The organism is Pseudomonas oligotrophica (assembly GCF_021726475.1).
In the GTDB taxonomy this organism is placed as follows: domain Bacteria; phylum Pseudomonadota; class Gammaproteobacteria; order Pseudomonadales; family Pseudomonadaceae; genus Stutzerimonas; species Stutzerimonas oligotrophica.
The window spans coordinates 720752-737645 of the sequence record NZ_JAKJRU010000001.1 but is presented as its reverse complement, the minus strand read 5'-3'; the positions used below and the strand labels follow the sequence as shown (position 1 = coordinate 737645).

Annotated in this window: 15 protein-coding genes; 1 reads left to right on the top strand and 14 read right to left on the bottom strand. The window is 64.0% G+C overall.

All coding sequences use genetic code 11. The annotated features are described in order from the left end of the window. Positions 1 to 60: 60 nt before the first annotated feature. Positions 61 to 1878, bottom strand: a complete 1818-nt coding sequence (gene msbA / locus L3N39_RS03335) for a lipid A export permease/ATP-binding protein MsbA (protein WP_237255775.1) — start codon at positions 1876 to 1878, stop codon at positions 61 to 63. After that, on the bottom strand, positions 1875 to 3080 hold the full coding sequence (locus tag L3N39_RS03330; RefSeq protein ID WP_237255774.1) for an O-antigen ligase family protein: 1206 nt from the start codon (positions 3078 to 3080) through the stop codon (positions 1875 to 1877). The genes msbA and L3N39_RS03330 overlap by 4 nt, the downstream gene beginning before the upstream one ends. 118 nt (positions 3081 to 3198) lie before the next feature. Between L3N39_RS03330 and L3N39_RS03325 the strand changes: the two genes are divergently transcribed. Then, a complete protein-coding gene (locus L3N39_RS03325) occupies positions 3199 to 3804 on the top strand; it encodes a toluene tolerance protein (protein ID WP_237255773.1) in 606 nt (201 codons plus the stop codon). On the opposite strand, the gene L3N39_RS03320 is transcribed toward L3N39_RS03325, so the two are convergent. From L3N39_RS03320 to waaF, 12 genes are all read right to left on the bottom strand, one after another. Beyond that, entirely contained in the window at positions 3790 to 4866 is a 1077-nt protein-coding gene (locus L3N39_RS03320; RefSeq protein ID WP_237255772.1) for a glycosyltransferase, read from the bottom strand. The two genes, L3N39_RS03325 and L3N39_RS03320, sit on opposite strands and share 15 nt — an antisense overlap. Positions 4867 to 4902: 36 nt before the next feature. Further along, entirely contained in the window at positions 4903 to 5775 is an 873-nt protein-coding gene (locus L3N39_RS03315) for a DUF6625 family protein (protein ID WP_237255771.1), read from the bottom strand. Beyond that, entirely contained in the window at positions 5776 to 6732 is a 957-nt protein-coding gene (locus L3N39_RS03310) for a glycosyltransferase family protein (RefSeq protein ID WP_237255770.1), read from the bottom strand. After that, positions 6729 to 7424, bottom strand: a complete 696-nt coding sequence (locus L3N39_RS03305; RefSeq protein WP_237255769.1) for a CatB-related O-acetyltransferase — start codon at positions 7422 to 7424, stop codon at positions 6729 to 6731. The genes L3N39_RS03310 and L3N39_RS03305 overlap by 4 nt, the downstream gene beginning before the upstream one ends. A 47-nt stretch (positions 7425 to 7471) precedes the next feature. Next, positions 7472 to 8623, bottom strand: a complete 1152-nt coding sequence (locus tag L3N39_RS03300; protein ID WP_237255768.1) for a glycosyltransferase — start codon at positions 8621 to 8623, stop codon at positions 7472 to 7474. Further along, positions 8610 to 10364 carry a carbamoyltransferase family protein gene (locus L3N39_RS03295; protein WP_237255767.1) on the bottom strand — a complete coding sequence of 585 codons (1755 nt, stop codon included), beginning with the start codon at positions 10362 to 10364 and terminating at the stop codon, positions 8610 to 8612. The genes L3N39_RS03300 and L3N39_RS03295 overlap by 14 nt, the downstream gene beginning before the upstream one ends. 147 nt (positions 10365 to 10511) lie before the next feature. Beyond that, positions 10512 to 11933 carry a lipopolysaccharide kinase InaA family protein gene (locus L3N39_RS03290; protein WP_237255766.1) on the bottom strand — a complete coding sequence of 474 codons (1422 nt, stop codon included), beginning with the start codon at positions 11931 to 11933 and terminating at the stop codon, positions 10512 to 10514. 94 nt (positions 11934 to 12027) lie between these two features. Beyond that, on the bottom strand, positions 12028 to 12765 hold the full coding sequence (locus L3N39_RS03285; protein ID WP_237255765.1) for a lipopolysaccharide kinase InaA family protein: 738 nt from the start codon (positions 12763 to 12765) through the stop codon (positions 12028 to 12030). Beyond that, the gene (gene rfaP / locus L3N39_RS03280) at positions 12762 to 13577 is read right to left on the bottom strand and encodes a lipopolysaccharide core heptose(I) kinase RfaP (protein WP_237255764.1); all 816 of its coding nucleotides are present in this window, start codon (positions 13575 to 13577) and stop codon (positions 12762 to 12764) included. Before rfaP ends, L3N39_RS03285 begins: the two co-directional genes overlap by 4 nt. A gap of 85 nt (positions 13578 to 13662) precedes the next feature. Further along, positions 13663 to 14784 carry a glycosyltransferase family 4 protein gene (locus L3N39_RS03275; protein WP_237255763.1) on the bottom strand — a complete coding sequence of 374 codons (1122 nt, stop codon included), beginning with the start codon at positions 14782 to 14784 and terminating at the stop codon, positions 13663 to 13665. After that, positions 14784 to 15785 (bottom strand): lipopolysaccharide heptosyltransferase I, encoded by a 1002-nt coding sequence (waaC, locus tag L3N39_RS03270; RefSeq protein WP_237255762.1) that lies wholly within the window; start codon positions 15783 to 15785, stop codon positions 14784 to 14786. Before waaC ends, L3N39_RS03275 begins: the two co-directional genes overlap by 1 nt. After that, on the bottom strand, positions 15786 to 16820 hold the full coding sequence (gene waaF / locus L3N39_RS03265) for a lipopolysaccharide heptosyltransferase II (protein WP_237255761.1): 1035 nt from the start codon (positions 16818 to 16820) through the stop codon (positions 15786 to 15788). Positions 16821 to 16894: the final 74 nt, after the last annotated feature.

Below are 16894 nucleotides of genomic sequence, written 5' to 3'. Positions count from 1 at the left end.
GAGGGCGCCGGCGGGCGGAAGACTCAGCCTCCGCCGACAGATCCTTCCCGGTCGCCGCCGCTACGCCTCGCCCTCGTCCTTGAACTGCCTGGCATGCAGGCTGGCATAGGCGCCATTGGCGGCGAGCAGCTCGGCGTGGCTACCCCGCTCGACGATGCGGCCCTGCTCCATCACCAGGATCAGGTCGGCCTTCTCGATGGTCGACAGCCGATGCGCGATCACCAGGGTCGTCCGCCCCTTCATCACCTCGTCGAGCGCCGCCTGGATGTGCCGCTCCGACTCGGTATCCAGCGCCGAGGTGGCCTCGTCGAGTATCAGCACCGGGGCGTTCTTCAGCAGCGCACGGGCGATCGCCAGGCGCTGGCGCTGGCCGCCCGAGAGCAGCACGCCGTTTTCTCCGACCGGCGTCTGGTAGCCCTGCGGCATCTGCTGGATGAACTCGTCGGCATAGGCATCGCGCGCCGCACGCTGGATGTCTTCCAGCGGCGCACCGGCGAGGTCTCCATAGGCGATGTTGTTGGCCACCGTATCGTTGAACAGCGTGACCTGCTGGGTCACCAGGGCGATGTGCCGGCGCAGGTTACGCAGCGTGTAGGCCTCGACATCCTCGCCGTCGAGCAGGATCTGCCCGCTCTCGTGGTGATAGAAACGCGGAATGAGATTGGCCAGCGTCGACTTGCCGCTACCGGAACGGCCCACCAGGGCGACCATCTGCCCCGGCTCGGCGGTGAAGCTGACCTCATGCAGCACCTGCTTGTCGGTGCCCGGGTAGACGAAGCTCAGCTCGCGTACCTCCAGCCGGCCGCTGACCCGCTCGCGCTCGAGGCTGCCGCTGTCCACCTCGGGCGCCTCGTCCAGCTGCTCGAAGATGCTCTCGGCACCGGCGACGCCCTTCTGGATCGTCGAGCTGACTTCCGAAAGCTGGCGGATCGGCTTGGGCAGCAACCCGGCCAGGGTGATGTAGGCGACCAGGTCACCGGCCGAGGCATCGCCGCGCATGAGCAGCACGAGGAACATCAGCACCGCCATGGCCGTGTAGATGACCAGTTGCAGGGTCGGCGTGTAGACCGCGTTGGTCTTGACCATGCGCAGCTGCTTGGCGGTGTTCTCGCGGCTGGCGGCGAGGAAGCGCCCCTGCTCGTAGGACTCGCCGCCGAAACTGCGTACCACCCGGTAGCCCTGGATGGTCTCGGACGCCACATGGGTCACGTCGCCCATGGCGACCTGGATCTTCTTGCTCTGCTTGCGGAATTTCTTGCTGGCGCTGGAAACCATCACCCCGATCACCGGCAGGATCGCCACCATCACCAGGGTCAGCTTCCAGTTCATCCACAGCAGCGTGGAGAACAGGAAGATCACCGTCATGCCCTCGCGTACCACGACCTTGATCGCATCCGTCGCCGCGCCGGTGACCATGGTCACGTTGTAGGTGATGCGCGAGATCAGGTGACCGGAGTTGTGGCTGTCGAAGTAGCGGTTGGGCAACACCAGCAGGTTGTCGAACAGCGCCACCCGCAGGTCATGCACCAACCCCAGCGAGACCTTGGCCAGGAAGAAATTGCCCAGGTAGGAACCGATGCCCTGCATCAGCGCGATGAGCACGATCAGCAACGGCACCGCCTGCAGGAGCTTCAGCTCGGCCAGCCAGGCAACGTCCTGCAGGTGCGGAACCTGGGCGAAGAAACTGGCATCCGGGTTGTTGAGCCCGTCGACGAAGAACTTGAGGATGTAGCCCAGCATCGGCTGGGTGGAGGCGAAGATCAGGAAGCCGAGGATGCTGATCAGGAAATGGCCGGCATATGGCTTTACGTAGCCGAGCAGCCGGAAGTAGATTTTCAGGCTGGATGGCTGCTCTGGCACAGATGCGTTCGCACTCATCTTGAGATTTCGCCAATCATTGAAGGGTCGCGGAGTCTATCACACCGACCTGGAGTCACTTTGGGGCTCGAAATGGCGAATGCCAATGCAAGCGGTAGCCAACTGATGAACCATTCCGCCCGAGGCGTATCCCAGAGACTTGCCGCATCGAACTGCATAGCCACACCTGCATAGACAAGCAGCACAAATACCAGCCGCCCAACAGCCTGTCGTCGCGCCCTCCACGCCCGGAGCAGCGCTGCACACCACAACGCCATCCAGATCAGCATTCCCGGCCAACCAAGCTCGATTCCAACATGCAGCGGCAAATTGTGGGAGTGCTGGAATACTGTAGTGACTGTGTCGACCCTGACGTCATAGTTGGCTCCAATACCCACACCCCAAGGAGCTTCGACAACCATCTGCGCAGCAGACAGCAGAATCTCCGGGCGGTAGCTTGCACCGCGCGCCATCAATAGAGGTTCAAACGCCCACCAGCCCAAGGCGCCCGCTAGCACTATTGCAACCACTGCGTAGCCGAGGACGCGTGTCCGACCGAGCAGCACGAGCACAACAAGCGCACTTACCAAAGCCAAGTAGGCGCCCCGGCTTTGGGTCATGGCGACGAAGATGAGCAGGGGTAACACCGCTACCAGCGTAAGCCCTCGCATTCGGCTCTGCTCTGGGAGCAATGCAAGTAACCAAACCAGGGCCGCCCCTATCACGTAGCCTCCGAGAATCGGATGTTCCAGCCCTCCATTACCTCGTAGTCGATGATCCAGTGGATTGCCCTGCTCACCATAGAAAACCAGCAAACTCGCTAACGCGGACAACGACAACCCCCATCCAGCAAGCCAGAACAGCCAGTAAAGCGATCTTTCTCGGCGGGCGTCTCCATAAAGCAATACGAATGACAGCCAGAACAATGCGATGTAGAGCAGGTGTTTCACCGTCCGCAGGGGTTGCGACGTCTCACTCCATAACAGGGTAAGGGCAGCCCAGAGCATCAGGCCCATCATCAGCGCCCCTCCCGAACGCCAGCAACGCCACCGCTGCGCCCATTGCTTTCTCCAGGTCCATGCGGCCGCCAGGGTAGGGAGCCATAGCAACACGACCAAACCTTGCTGATACAGCTTGCTGCTGGGAGCCCAGGCAAGCATTGCGAGAAACCAGAACTGCCCCAACCACAGCCATCGCGGCAAGCTCGCCAGATCGTTCATCATGCGTGTATTCGCCTTGACATTCATTCAGCCCTCTCTGCTGGGATGGCGATCATGCTTGCTCCAACGGCGCGAAGCAAAAGGAGTATGATGCGCTCCCCATGATCAAGTTCGCGCCACTATGCAACGCAAAAAACTAGTGCAGCTTCAACTCGACCATATGCTTAAAGGCGCCCGACTAATTGAGGCGGACGGCCATGGCCCAAAGGTTTATCAGCTCGCCGATGGAACTTTCCTTAAGATATTCCGCCGCAAGCGATTACTTTCATCTGCGCTGCTTCGCCCCTACTCCCAAAGCTTCTGTAATAATGCGCAGCGTCTCAAGGAACTTGGGATTCCCACGCTGGAGCCGATTGCCATTTTCGATTTGGAGCAAGCAGGGCTCACAGCCGTTCACTACAAGCCGCTGCCTGGACAATCACTTTTCCAATTATCGAAGGCACCGAACTTTAACTGGGCTGACGTCATGCCAAAGTTAACCTCGTTTATTCGCAATCTCTACGCCCAAGGTATTTATTTTCGGTCGCTGCACCTTGGGAACATCATAAAAACGCCAGCAGGGGAGCTTGGGCTAATCGACATAGCGGACATGAAGTTCTATCGTCGAGCACTGCCCACTCAATTACGACGGAGAAATCTCAGTCACTTTCATCGCTATCTGGAGCGAGAGGGTTTCTCTGACGCTTTTCCTTTTGCAGAATTCAGCCAGGCCCTATTGACACCATAAAAGTTCACGCGCGGCATGCTGATACTCTTCCCACCGGCGTTGAGCAGCAAGAACCTGCCCCTGCCGCTTGGCCACCTGCTCAGGGGATTGCAAGAGACATAACTCAATAGCCTCCTGCCAGCCTCCTATACTGCCTGGCTCGACATAAGTCGCTGAATTTCCGAGTTGCTCGCGAAACACGACTAGATTGCTTGCCACGACAGGCACTTTGGAAATTACCGCCTCTTGCAGAACCAGCCCCAGGCCTTCGCGGTGAGAAGGCAAAAAAATCCAATCAAAAGCGCAATATAGAGTCGCTGCATCTTCCAGATAGCCGGGCAGATGCACGCGCCCAGACAACCCAAGGGAGACAATACGCTGTTCCAGCAGCGACCGCTGCTCTCCTTCCCCCAGAATTACCAACTGCAATCGGGGTTGTTCGCATGCGATCTTGGCAAAAGCCTCGATCAGGACATCGAATCCCTTTTCCGTAACCAACCGACCCAACGCACCAAAGACTACGGCGTCGCACGGAAGACCCAAACGACTGCGCGCGGCAGATCGGCTTCGAAGGCGCTGGACAACCTGCTCGGGATCCAACGCGCTACGTAGCACCGCCACTGGCAAGCGAGAGCCCTCAGCAATTACAGTGGCAAGCGTTTGTGAAACGGCGGCCAAGCGCAGGCTATCAGCCGGAACCCCCGAGAACATGGCGTTGTCCGTCGAGCGGATACGAACCTCTCCGTGAAACAGCACAACAGCCTTTAGTTTCTTGCTCTGTTTCAGCAACGGCAGGACAAAGCGCGCAACACCCAAACCATCTATCAAGAGAACTCGAGCATCAACCGCTTGCAGTTCTTGCAGGATTCGTCTTCGCCAACACCACTGCGCTAGCTTTCTGAAGCCTCGCCCCTTCAGCACCCGCCGTGGAACATTCCAAGCACGGAAGCCACGGCAAGGGTCGCCTTGAAGAACCCAGTCTTCGTATCCACCTTCATATCCAGCCGCAATAAGCAGTTGCTCATGCACCTTATGAACAGAGGTATAGTCCGACCCGGAACACCACATTATATTAACCAGCATCACCTCTCCAACTGCTCATCTCCCTTGCCTATTCAATCAGCATGGATGAAAGCCTTGTTCGCTTATGCTCCAGCAGCCTTCCCGGGCCAAATCAGGCGAGCCAATACGTTCAGACTCGGAAAGCCCCCCCCACGGAGTATTTTTCCAAGTTATAAAATGAAAATATGGAAATTCACGCTCACCATCCAAATCCGTGCGCAAGCTGCCCTTGCTCCAGATCCATCTCCGCGGAAACTGCATGCTGCCGTCGGTCCATCGAATTCTAGTATAGGGCGTGCTGAACGCCTCTAGGAACTCGCTGCGGCGCCTGAGCGTATTTAATTTATCTCTTAGGCTTCGAATCGGGCCCGGCCAGTTTTTACCTCGAACGAACAAGCGACTGAACGCTTTTTCATCGAAAGCCAGATGAAGCTCAAAAGCCAGCTTACTTTGCCAATCAGGAACACGCATAAAAGCATTACGCATTTGCGCATCGTTGCGCAGCAAGCATAAATGCCCAGAAATCCGCCTCTCATGAGTCGACAAAAGATCATAGCGTTGCAGGCGTTGGTCGGAGAAGTATCGTCTCAGGTCTCCATAAACCAGATCGATATCACCAAACCCCCAAAACTCATAGCCAGCCAACTCGGACTCATGAATATACCCAAGGGCAGGCTTTAGGTCGCAGAGCTTGTAGGGACTACTTGGTGAAAAATCGATATTCAGACGAGCCGAAACCAGTGAGCAATAAGATGAAAAACTGATTTCGCGGACATGAACATTCGAAGGGCAATCTTCCGGCACTCCACAATCGCTCAAAAGCAGCCAATCGATACTTGGGTTATAACGGCAACTTTCCAGAAAAAAAGGCATCCAGAAAGGCCAGCGACCGAAATAAGGAATGACAAGGCAGATCCGAGGAGAGGCCATTCAAACTCCCAGGCGTGCGCGCAACCGGTCCAGCCAACTGGACGCGGGCCGGCTCGACAGCGGTGGCTCCAGCGCCTCGACAATCGCCTTTCCCAAGACCGCGAAACTGTATCGTTCAGTGACAAGGTCGCGCCCACGCTCGGCGATGGCCGCAGCTCGCCTGGGATCGGCTCGCAGGATGGCCAATTTAGACTGGATGTCGGCCACCGTACGATAGAGCACCAGATTGTGCATATCGACGAAGCCTAGAGCGCGGTTCTCCGTCTCGCCTTGGTCGTAGGCGAAGAGCACACAGCCGCAGGCCATGGCCTCGAAATTCTTGATCATGTATTCCCCCATGTTCACATCGGCACTGACGAAGAAGCGAATACGATTCAAGGTATTGAGGTAGTCCTCGCCAGACTGGGTGCGGGTCACAAGCAAGTTTTCCACTTCCCCAAGTTCGTCCAGCAGCGCCTTGCGTCCGCTGTAGGCGCCGCTCTTGGTGCTGCCGACAAAGGCCAGTTCAATATCCCGCTCCAGCCCCAGATCACGCAGCAGCGCCTGGTCGTAGCCCTTGGGCACGAAGTGGGCGTCAAAACCTTCCTGGCGCAGCCGCTCGCTGACCGTATAGCCCGAGCTAATCACCCGCGCCCAAGGCAGCCTCGCATAGTGCCGGCTGAACTTGCCGGTGTACTTGCAGGGAATGTAGTTCTGGTAGGCGTCGTGCTCGAGGATCGCCAGGTTCGGCACGCTGCTGATGAACGATACCTGGCGAATCTCCTGCTTGAAGCGCAGAAAGAACAAAATTCGATCGTAACGGGTGACATCCACCTCACGGCGGAAATAGCCGCGAAGATCCGCCTGATCATCGCGACTCAGCCAGCGCAGATCGCAATCGCAATGGCTGGCGACACCTTCGTACAGGCGATCGAGGATGACCCGCTGCTCGGCCTGGACAAGAAATAGGAGCTTCATAGAACCTGACAGCCATCCCGGGTTATGCACAGTGTTGGAAGTTCGCCCCTAGCCTTGAAGCTCCTCTCGCCGAGTGTTCGCAGAAACGCCTCGGGGCTATTGAGCGGCAGCTGGACCAGATCAGCGACGGGAATATCCCACCATCTCGCCTCCAGCAGCTGTTGCGCTATGGATTCCCCATGCCTCTGCGCGACGACTCTGGCCGGAACGCCTGCAGCGATCGTATAGGGCGGCAGGCTCTTGGTGACCACCGAGCGGGCCGCCACGATACAGCCGGTACCGATCTCTACGCCTTCCATGACCATGACGTCACGCCCGATCCAGACATCGTGCCCGATACGGGCCGGAGCAGAGCTTGCCTGGTAATGCCAGGCGGTTCCGGAATACTGGAACGGATGGGAGCTGACCCAACCGGTCGGGTGCGTATTGCGCTCCTGGCCCAGCACCACATTCGAGCCGATGGAGCAGAAGCGCCCAATGGCGGCGACATTCTGCAGTTCGCCGCCGCTGCGCATGTAGGTCCGGGCGCCGATGCTCAGTTCGCCGAACAGCATCTGGACATGCCCGAGTTCGGCGCCGGCCTCGATATGGAGACGGCTGCCCTTGCGCATGGCCATGATTCCACTGGCCACCTTGCAGCCATGCCGGCGGATCCAGCGCTTCCAATATTCATTCTTGAGCCGGGCAATCATGCGACCGGAAACTCCCAAACAGCCTTGAACCAGAAACCGCCAGGCCCTCAGGCCAGGGCCGGTCTTGACAAAAAGGCAACCATGTCCAGTTGCCAGAAACGGGCGCGCACCGCCGCATCGGAGAATATCTCGCCCAGTCGCTGGACCATCAGCTGCGCGCACAGACTGCGCTGCTCCGGTCCCATACCGGACATGTGCATCAGGTCTCTGGCCAGCGCCGCAGCGTCGCCCAGAGCAAAGAGAATGCCGACGCCCTCTACCACCTCGCGCCCACCGCCACAATCCGAACAAATCACCGGCACCCCAGCAGCCATGGCCTCCAGCAGCACCATGCCGAACGGCTCGCGGTCGGAAGTCAGGGCGAACAGGTCGAAGGCCTTGAAGTAGCGCCGGCCCTGCGGCACCTGCCCCAGAAAGCGCACCTGGCCGGCCACGCCCAGCTCCTGCGCCAATTGGCGGAGCGATTGCTCCAGGCGGCCGCTGCCCATGATCGCCAGCAGGCTGCCCTCGGGCAGGTTCGGCAGGGCCTGGGCGAAACCGCGGATCAGGGTGGCTTGGTCCTTATCCGGATGCAGGCGGCCGACGTTGCCGACCACCCAGGCATCCTGCGGCAAGCGCAGGAAGTCGCGCGCAGCCTCGCGGGAGACCTGTTCGGCCTGCACCGCGGCGACGTCGATGCGGTTGTACAGGGTCTCGATACGCTCGGCGGGCCAGCCTGGCAGATGGCGGCGCATCTCGTCGCGCACCGCGTTGGAGACGCCCAGCAGCAACAGGCGCGAGCGGAAACGGTTGACGAACCAGCGACGCATGCGCCGCTGGTACACGCCGAAGGCGTGGTGCACGCCGATCACCGGCAGGCGGGTGGCCAGTAGGGCGATGTAGATCGGCTTGAAGCGATGGGCGATGCACAGGCGGAAGTCGCGGCCGGCGACGATCTCGCGCAGCCGGCGCATGGCGCCGAGCTTGAGCCCGCGCACGTGCTTACTGTGGTAACCGAGAAAGATCACCTCGTCGGAGGCCGAGCCACGCTCGACCTCCGCGTTCGGCGCGCCGGTCAGATAGACGGTGCACACCTTGTACGGCGTGTCCTTGAACAACACGGCGTACTGCCGCGCACAATCAAGGAAGGGACCGTCGTAGCCGTGGCAGAACTGCAGCACCCACGGCCCACCAGGGGATTGCGCCTCAGCTGGCGGCATGCAATTCCATCCCGTCCTTGACCACCAAAATGTCCTCCATGATCAGATACTGCAGATCCGACCCATAGAACATGTCCAACGCATCGGTCGGCGAGCAGACCATCGGCTCGCCGCGGCGGTTGAGCGAGGTGTTGAGCGAGACGCCGTTGCCGGTGAGTTTCTCCAGCTCGAGCATCAGGTCGTACCAGCGCGGGTTGTGGCGGCGCTCGAGGACCTGGGCGCGGGAGGTGCCGTCCTCATGGACGACTTCGCCGACGCGCTCCTTCCAGCCTTCGTTGACCTCGAAGGTGAAGGTCATGAACGGGCTCGGGTGGTCGACCTTGAGCATTTGCAGTGCCACGGTGTCGAGCATCGACGGGCAGAACGGCCGCCAGCGCTCGCGGAACTTGATCTGCTCGTTGATGCGGTCGGCGACGCCCGGCACGCTCGGGCAGCCGATGATCGAGCGGCCGCCGAGGGCACGCGGGCCGAACTCCATGCGGCCCTGGAACCAGGCCACCGGGTTGCCGTCGACCATGATCCTGGCGATGCGCTCGGCTACGTCGTCGATCTTCTGCCAAACCGGCATGTTGGGATGGCGCGCGCAGGCGGCGATCACGTCCTCGTTGGAGTAGGCCGGGCCGAGGTAGACGTGCTCCATCTTCTCCACCGGCACGCCGCGGGCGACCGAGACATAGGCGGCGGCGCCCACCGCGGTGCCGGCATCGCCGGAGGCGGGCTGGACGAACAGTTCCTTAACCTCGTCGCGGGCGATGATCTTCTGGTTGAGCTTGACGTTCAGCGCGCAGCCGCCGGCAAAGGCGATCTTGCCGGTCTCGCGGATGATGTCGCCCAGGTAGTAGTCCATCATCTCCAGCGCCAGCTTCTCGAACAGTGCCTGCATGCTGGCGGCGTAGTGGATGTAGGGATCGTCGGCGATGTCGCCCTCGCGCTTGGGGCCCAGCCACTCGATCAGCTTGGGCGAGAAGTAGTAGCCCTTGCCCTTCTCCTTGTAGCGACGGAAGCCGATGACGTTGGCGTACTCGGTGTTGATGGTCAGCTCGCCGTTCTCGAATTTCGCCAGGCGCGAGAAGTCGTACTTGGCCGCATCGCCGTAGGGCGCCATGCCCATCACCTTGAATTCGCCGTCGAGCATCTCGAAGCCGAGGTATTCGGTGATCGCGCCGTACAGGCCGCCGAGCGAATCCGGGTCGTAGAATTCCTTGATCTTGTGGATGCGGCCATTCTCGCCCCAGCCGAAGAAGGTGGTGGCGTATTCGCCCTTGCCGTCGATGCCCATGATCGCGGTCTTCTCGGTGAAGCCCGAGCAGTGGTAGGCACTGGAGGCGTGCGCCAGGTGATGCTCGACCGGCTCGATCCTGACCTTCTTCAGGTCGAAGCCGAGCTGCTGCAGGCACCACTGGATGCGCTTCTTGTAGCGATGGTAGCGGCGGTTGCCGAACAGGATGGCGTCCAACGCGCGATCCGGCGCGTACCAGTAGCGCTTGGCGTAGTGCCAGCGGGCCTTCTCGAAGAGGCTGATCGGCGCGAAGGGGATCGCCACCACGTCGACGTCGGACGGCTTGATGCCGGCCTGCTCCAGGCAGAACTTGGCCGACTCGTAGGGCATGCGGTTCTTGGCGTGCTTGTCGCGCACGAAGCGTTCTTCCTCGACGGCGGCGATCAGCTTGCCATCGATATAGAGCGCTGCGGAGGGGTCATGACTGAGAGCGCCGGACAAACCGAGAATCGTCAGTGCCACGGTAAAGCCTCTTGAACATGTGGTAGCCAAAGGCTATCACGAAACAGAAATGGCGCGGCCGCAGGCGGCCACAGCGAAAGCGGCAGATTATAGCGGCAGCCAGGGCCGCGAGGCATCAGCGGCCACCGGCAGATGCTCCGACGGCAGTCACGGCCTGGGCAGGCGCTCGTCGAGCAGGCGATGCAGCGGCGAATCGGCGGGCCAGTTGCGCAGCAGGCGCGCCCGATCGCGGGCGAAGGCCCGGGCGAAGCGAGCCGCGCTGCGGTGATGCTGCAGCGCATCGAGGTCGATCAGCGCCCAGCGGCCATCATCCCAGAACAGGTTCGTCCCCTTCAGGTCGCCATGGCTGATGCGCTCGCGACGCATCGCTTCGAACAGGCGCACCAGCGCAAGCACCTCGGCCTCGGGGGGCGACCCTGCGACATAGGGTTGCAGGCGCGTGAGCAGGTCCTCGCCGGCACTGAACTCGGTGATCAGGTAGCTGCGCCGGCGCAGGCCCAGCCAGCGCTGCTCCAGCACCGCCAACGGCCGCGGCGTGGCGATGCCGAGGAATTCCAGGCGATTGCCTTCGATCCAGCTGTGCCAGGCGCGGCTCGGGCGCCAGCAGCGCTTGAGCCAGTGCGCCAGGCCCTTGATGTTGTAGCGTTTGACGACCAGCGGGCGGCCGGAGCATTCGACGCAGGCGACCGTCGCGCTGCCGCCCTGCTTGAGGGAGCGACCGGCCTCGATGGCCGCATCCGGCGCGGCCAGCAAGGGCGCCAGCAGCGGCTCGGCGTCGCGCCGCACGACGCGCAGCTGCATGGCGCTGCGGCTCACACTGAACAGCGAGCAATCGCGTCCGAGCTTGCTGCGGTAGTCGCGCCAGCGCCGCTGGCGTATGCGTGCGACTTCCGCCAGCAGCGCCTCCAGTGACAGCGCGTGCAGCGCATTGACCTCGAGGTAGGATGCCAGCAGTTCCTCGATATGCGGGTCCAGCCCGGGAGGCAGCTGGGCGAAGAACAGCGCCAGGTTTTCCACGACGCGCGCGCGATCCAACGGCTGCCCCGGTTGCCGGGCCTGCACACCAGCGCCGTCGATCAGATACAGCCCGCCCTGGTACCGCAACAGGTTGCCCAGATGCAGATCGCTCTGCCACAACCCCTGGCGATGCAGCCGTGCGACCGCGCCCAGCGCTTCGCCGAGTACCGCCCGCTGCGCCGTCGACAGCAGCGGCTCGCGCTCTACCCGCAGCCAGGCATCTTCCAGGCTTTCGCTGTCGGCGAGAAAGTCGAACAGCAGCCAGCCGCCCTGCCCCGCCACCTGTCCGTGGGCCAGCAGCGCAGGCGTTGCCAGGCCCTGCTCGGCCAGCAGCCGCGCGCCCTGCAACTCACGCTGGAAGTGCCGCTCGACACGTGTGCCGACCAGCAGCTTGGCCAGCACGTCACGCCCCTGCCAGCGCGCCCGGCCGACGTAGCGCTGCCCGGGCAGCACGCGCAGCCATCGGTTCACGCTCAGCTCGCCATCCGGCAACGCGAGCACCAGCGGCAGCGCCGGCGATCGGCCCGCAGCGACCAGGTCTGCCAGTTTCATGCGCGGCCGGCCTTGCGTTGCCGGCGGTGCGCCAGTTCGCAGGACGACACCGGTTTACCGAGCATCACCCGCTCGGCCGCCGAGGGGAAACCAATCATTCGCGCCCCTCGAAATAGCGAAGCACCTGCGCAATGAAGCCGCGGTCGGAGGCGATCAGTCGGGGCCGCTGGCGGTATTGCAGGTAGAAGCGCAGCCGCTGGGTGCGACTCAGCTGGTACTTGGCCACCTTGTCCAGGCAGGCCAGGTCCTTGACGATCCGCCGCTGCAGGAACGGCCCCCACCAGAAGTCACCCGACGGGCAATCGATCAGGTACAGCTCGCCAGCGTCGTTGACCAGCAGGTTGCGCCACTTGAGGTCGTTGTGGGCGAAGCGGTGCGCGTGCAGGATTCGGGTTGCGTCGGCGACCTGCCGGCTGACGCGGTCGAGCCAGCCGCGATCGGCCAGGCGCGGGTCGGCCTGCAGCGCCAGCGCTGCCAGGTCCTGGGTGTTCGGCACTTCAAGGGTGATCAGCGCCCCGCGCACGAAGCGCCCGGCACGGCGCTCCAGACCCCAGGCCACCAGCGGCGCGACCGGGATGCCCCAGCGTTCGAAATGACGCAGGTTCTGCCACTCCGCCTTCACCCGCGGGCGACCGAGGTAGCGCCGCAGCCCCTTGCCGGCGCCCCAGTAGCGCTTGACGTAGTAGCGCAGGCCGCCCAGCTCGACGCGGATCACTTCCGACAGCGGGTCCTGGGCGATCAGCTCGCCCTGCAGGACGAATACCGCGTCCAGATCGGCCAGGGCCAGGGCCGCCGTACGCTCGGTGCCGGGGGCGATGCACCAGCCGCTCATGCGCCGGCCCCGGGTGCGTACTTGCGCGCGTAGCGGGCGCGCAGGCGCTCGGCCTTGCGCTCCATCCAGTCGAGCAGCCGCGCTTCGTCGCGCAGCACCTGACGTAGCGGCCGCTGGAAGTAGGCTCGCAGGAAGCGCAGCTTGTCGCGGCGGGTCAGGCCGATGTCGAGCGCGGAAAAGTACAGCGCCGCCAGGTCCTTGTCGCGCCAGCGGCGCGGTGTACGCGTGCGGGTCTGTGCGCGGTGCAGGTCGATCACCGAGAGGCGGAAGTCCCCGGGCGTCGGCAGGCGATCGGTGTGCAGCAGGAAGTGGCAGATATAGCAGTCGCGGTGGTTGACCCCGGCGCGATGCATGGCGCCGACCATCTCGGCGACACGACGCAGCAGCGCGCGCTTGAGCGCCGGCGCCGGCGGTACCTCGCGCCAGTCGCGGCTGTAGTCCTCGAGGCTGATGGTGGGCGCCAGCTCCTCGGTGATGATGAACGAGTGCTGGGCCGCCGGATTCGCCCCGCGCTCGCCATAGGCCACCGCGGTCATGGTCGCCACCCCGGCCTGCCGTAGCCGCTCGATGGCGCGCCACTCCTGGCCGGCGCCTAGCACCGGCACCTTGGCCGTGAGCAGGTTCTTGGCGATCTCGCGCCAGCCGATGCCGCGATGGATCTTGACGAAGTAGCCGCGGCCATCGACCTCGGTGCGCAGCGTGCGCCGCCCTTCCAGTTCGCGATAGACCTCGCCCTGCAGCCTCTCCACTTCGGCGAAGGCGTCGCGGCCGGCCCACAGGCGCTTGAACGGCTCGGCGAGGATCAGTTGCATGGCACACCCCGGCGCTGCAGTGCGGGGCCGCTAGAGGACCAGGCTGTGCCGTTGCCCACCCTACGCAGCGAATGTCGAATCCGGCTCATGCCTTCTCCCCGAGAATCACATCGGCGGCCCGCTGCGGCATAGAGTAGAGGTCCGCCATGTCGGCGAAGGCCAGGCCGTTGCGGCTCCAGGCCGCGCGCTGCGCCGGATCGGCGAGCATCTCGGCGAGCATGCGATCCAGCGCCGCCTGCTCGAAGGGGCTCGGCACCACGCGACCGCAATCGGCCTCGGCGATGTAGTGCGCATAGCCGCAGACATCGGTGACCAGCACCGGCAGCCCGGCGACCAGCGCCTCGAGCAGCACCGTGCCGGTGTTCTCGTTGTAGGCCGGGTGGATCAGCAGGTCGGCACCGAGCAGGAAGCGCGGCACGTCGCTGCGCCCCTTGAGGAACTCGACCTGGCCGGAGATGCCCAGCGCCTTGGCCTGCAGCTGGAACGGCCTGGGATCGTCCTGGCCGATGACGAACAGCCGGGTGCGCTTGTTCAGTTCGCGCGGCAGCGCCGCCACGGCCCTCAGGCTGCGATCGACGCCCTTGGTCTTGAATCCCGAACCGATCTGCACCAGCAGCAGGTCGTCCTCGCCCAGGCCGAACTCCTGGCGGAACTCATCGCGCACCTCGGCGGCATTCGCCGGCGCGCGACGATCCTGGGCGATGCCCGGCGGCAACAGGTGGAAGCGCTCGGCCGGGGTGCCGTAGTGCTTGACGAACAGCGGCTGCTGCACCTCGGAGATCATCAGGATCTCGGTCTTCGCCTCGGGCGCGAACACCGCCCGCTCGTACTCGGCGAAGTGCCGGTAACGGCCCCAGCGCCGGTAGATCGGGTTGCGCAGGGTCTGCGCCTTGTCCTCGAAACAGGGGTCGGCGGCGTAGTAGACGTCCAGCCCCGGCATCTTGTTGAAGCCCACCACGCGATCGACCGGGCGCGCCGCCAGGTCGCGCTCGAGCCAGGCGCTGAAGCGCTCGTTGCGGGTGTGGTTGAACAGCGCGCGGACCGGGGCGACCAGCACTTCGAAGCCGGCCGGCACCTCGCCTTCCCAGATCATGGTGTAGACACGGATGGCATGGCCGCGGCGCTGGCATTCCAGGGCGATGCGCATGAAGTCGCGCTGCAGCCCGCCGAACGGGAAGTACTTGTAGAGGATGAAGGCCAGTTGCATCAGACAGGCTCCGCTGCCCGCAGCAGCGCTTTGAGTTCGGTGACCACGCGCTCGGCGTGCAGGTCGTCGAAGCAGGGCTTGTGGCGATCGCCGCGCCCGGCATTCGGTCCGCTGGCGCAGAGGTGGACCTGCGCGCGCCCGTAGGCGCCGACGCGGCCCGGCAGCGTCGGCCCGTAGAGCGAGATGCAGGGCACATCCAGCGCCGCGGCCAGGTGGCCGAGCCCGGTGTCCACCGCGACGCAGGCGCGCGCGCCGGCGATCACCCCGGCCACGCCAGCCAGGTTCAGCTTCGGCAGCACCGCTACCTGCGGCAGGCCGCTGGCGATGCGCTCGGCGCGGGCCTTCTCCTCGGCATTGCCCCACGGCAGGCGGATCGCCCAGCCGAAGGCGCTCATGCGCTCGGCCAGCTCGCGCCAGCTGGCTTCCGGCCAGTGCTTGCTCGGCCAGGTGGTGCCGTGCAGGAACAGCAGGTAGGGCTCTTCGCTGGGGATCGCCAGGCGCGAGCGGTCCAGGCCGTAGTCGCCGCGGCCGGCCGGCAGCGCATAACCGAGCGCCTGGGCGAACAGCTGGCGCACGCGCTCCAGCGCATGCTGCTCGCGCGCCACCGCGTAGGCGCGGTCGTAGAAGCGCGCGGCCAGCAGCTCGCGCGCCGAGTCACGGTCCAGGCCAGCCACCGGCGCCTTGACGTAGCGGGTCAGCCAGGCGCTCTTGAGCAGGCCCTGGGCGTCGATCACCAGGTCGTAACGGGTTTCGCGCAAGCGCGCCTTGAAGCGCCGGAACTCGCCGGAGCGCCAGGTCTGCAGCGGGTGCTTGCGCCAGCGGCGGATCGCCACCGGGATCACCTGGGCCACCGCCGGATGCCAGGCCGGGATCTCGGCGAAGCCTTCCTCGACCACCCAGTCGAACTGGATGCCGGGCAGCGCCCGCTGCGCATCGGTGAGCGCCGGCAGGGTGTGGATGACATCGCCGAGCGAGGACGTCTTGATCAGCAGCACCCGCACTCAGCGCACCTCGACCGGCTGCGGTACGAGGCGCTCGAGTGCCTCGACCACCTGCTCGGGCATCAGCTCGCGCATGCAGTTGTTGTGGCCGAAGCGGCAGGTACGGTCGAAACAGGGGCTGCACTCGAGCCCCAGCCGCACCACCTCGACCCGCTCGGACAGCGGCGGCGTGAACGCCGGCGAGGTCGAGCCATAGACCGCTACCAGCGGCCGTTGCAGCGCGGCGGAAACGTGCATCAGCCCGGAATCGTTGGAGACCACGGCGTCGGCGCAGGACAGCAGGTCGATCGCCTCGGCCAGCGAGGTCTCGCCGGCCAGGTTGCTCGCCTCCTCGCGCAGGCCGGGGATCAGCCGCTGGAGGATTTCCTCGCCCACCGGGTGGTCGTTCTTCGAGCCGAACAGCCAGACCTGCCAGCCTTCGCGGATCTTGCGCTCGGCCACTGCCGCGAAGTGCGCGGCCGGCCAGCGCTTGGACTCGCCGAACTCGGCCCCCGGGCACAGCGCCAGCACCGGACGATCGAGCGCCAGGCCAAAGCGCGCCAGCGCCTGGTCACGGCTCGACGCCTCGATGCGCAACTGCGGGTGCGGATAGGGTTGCGGCAGGCTCGCACCGGGCTCGAAGGCCAGCGCCATGAAGCGCTCGATCATCAGCGGGTAGCGGGCCTTGTCCAGCTTGCGCAGGTCGTTGAGCAGGCCGTAGCGCATCTCGCCCTTCCAGCCGGTGCGCCGGGGGATACCGGCGAAAAACGGCACCAGCGCCGACTTCAGCGAGTTGGGCAGCAGGATCGCCTGCTGGTACTGGCCGCGCAGGCCCTGGGCCACTCGCCGGCGGGTCGCCAGGTCGAGCACGCCATGGCCGACCGGGAAGCTCAGCGCCTGGCGCACCTCGGGCATGCGCTCGAGGATCGGCCGGCTCCACTCGGGCGCCAGGACATCGATGTTGCACTGCGGATGCTGGCGCTTGAGGCAGATGAACAGCGTCTGCGCCATCACCATGTCGCCGACCCAGCTGGGCCCCACAATCAGGATATTCATAAGGGCAGCTTCAAGCTGCAAGCCTCAGGCGGCAAGCCGGAAACGATCGGAGGACCGCTTGCAGCCCGCAGCCT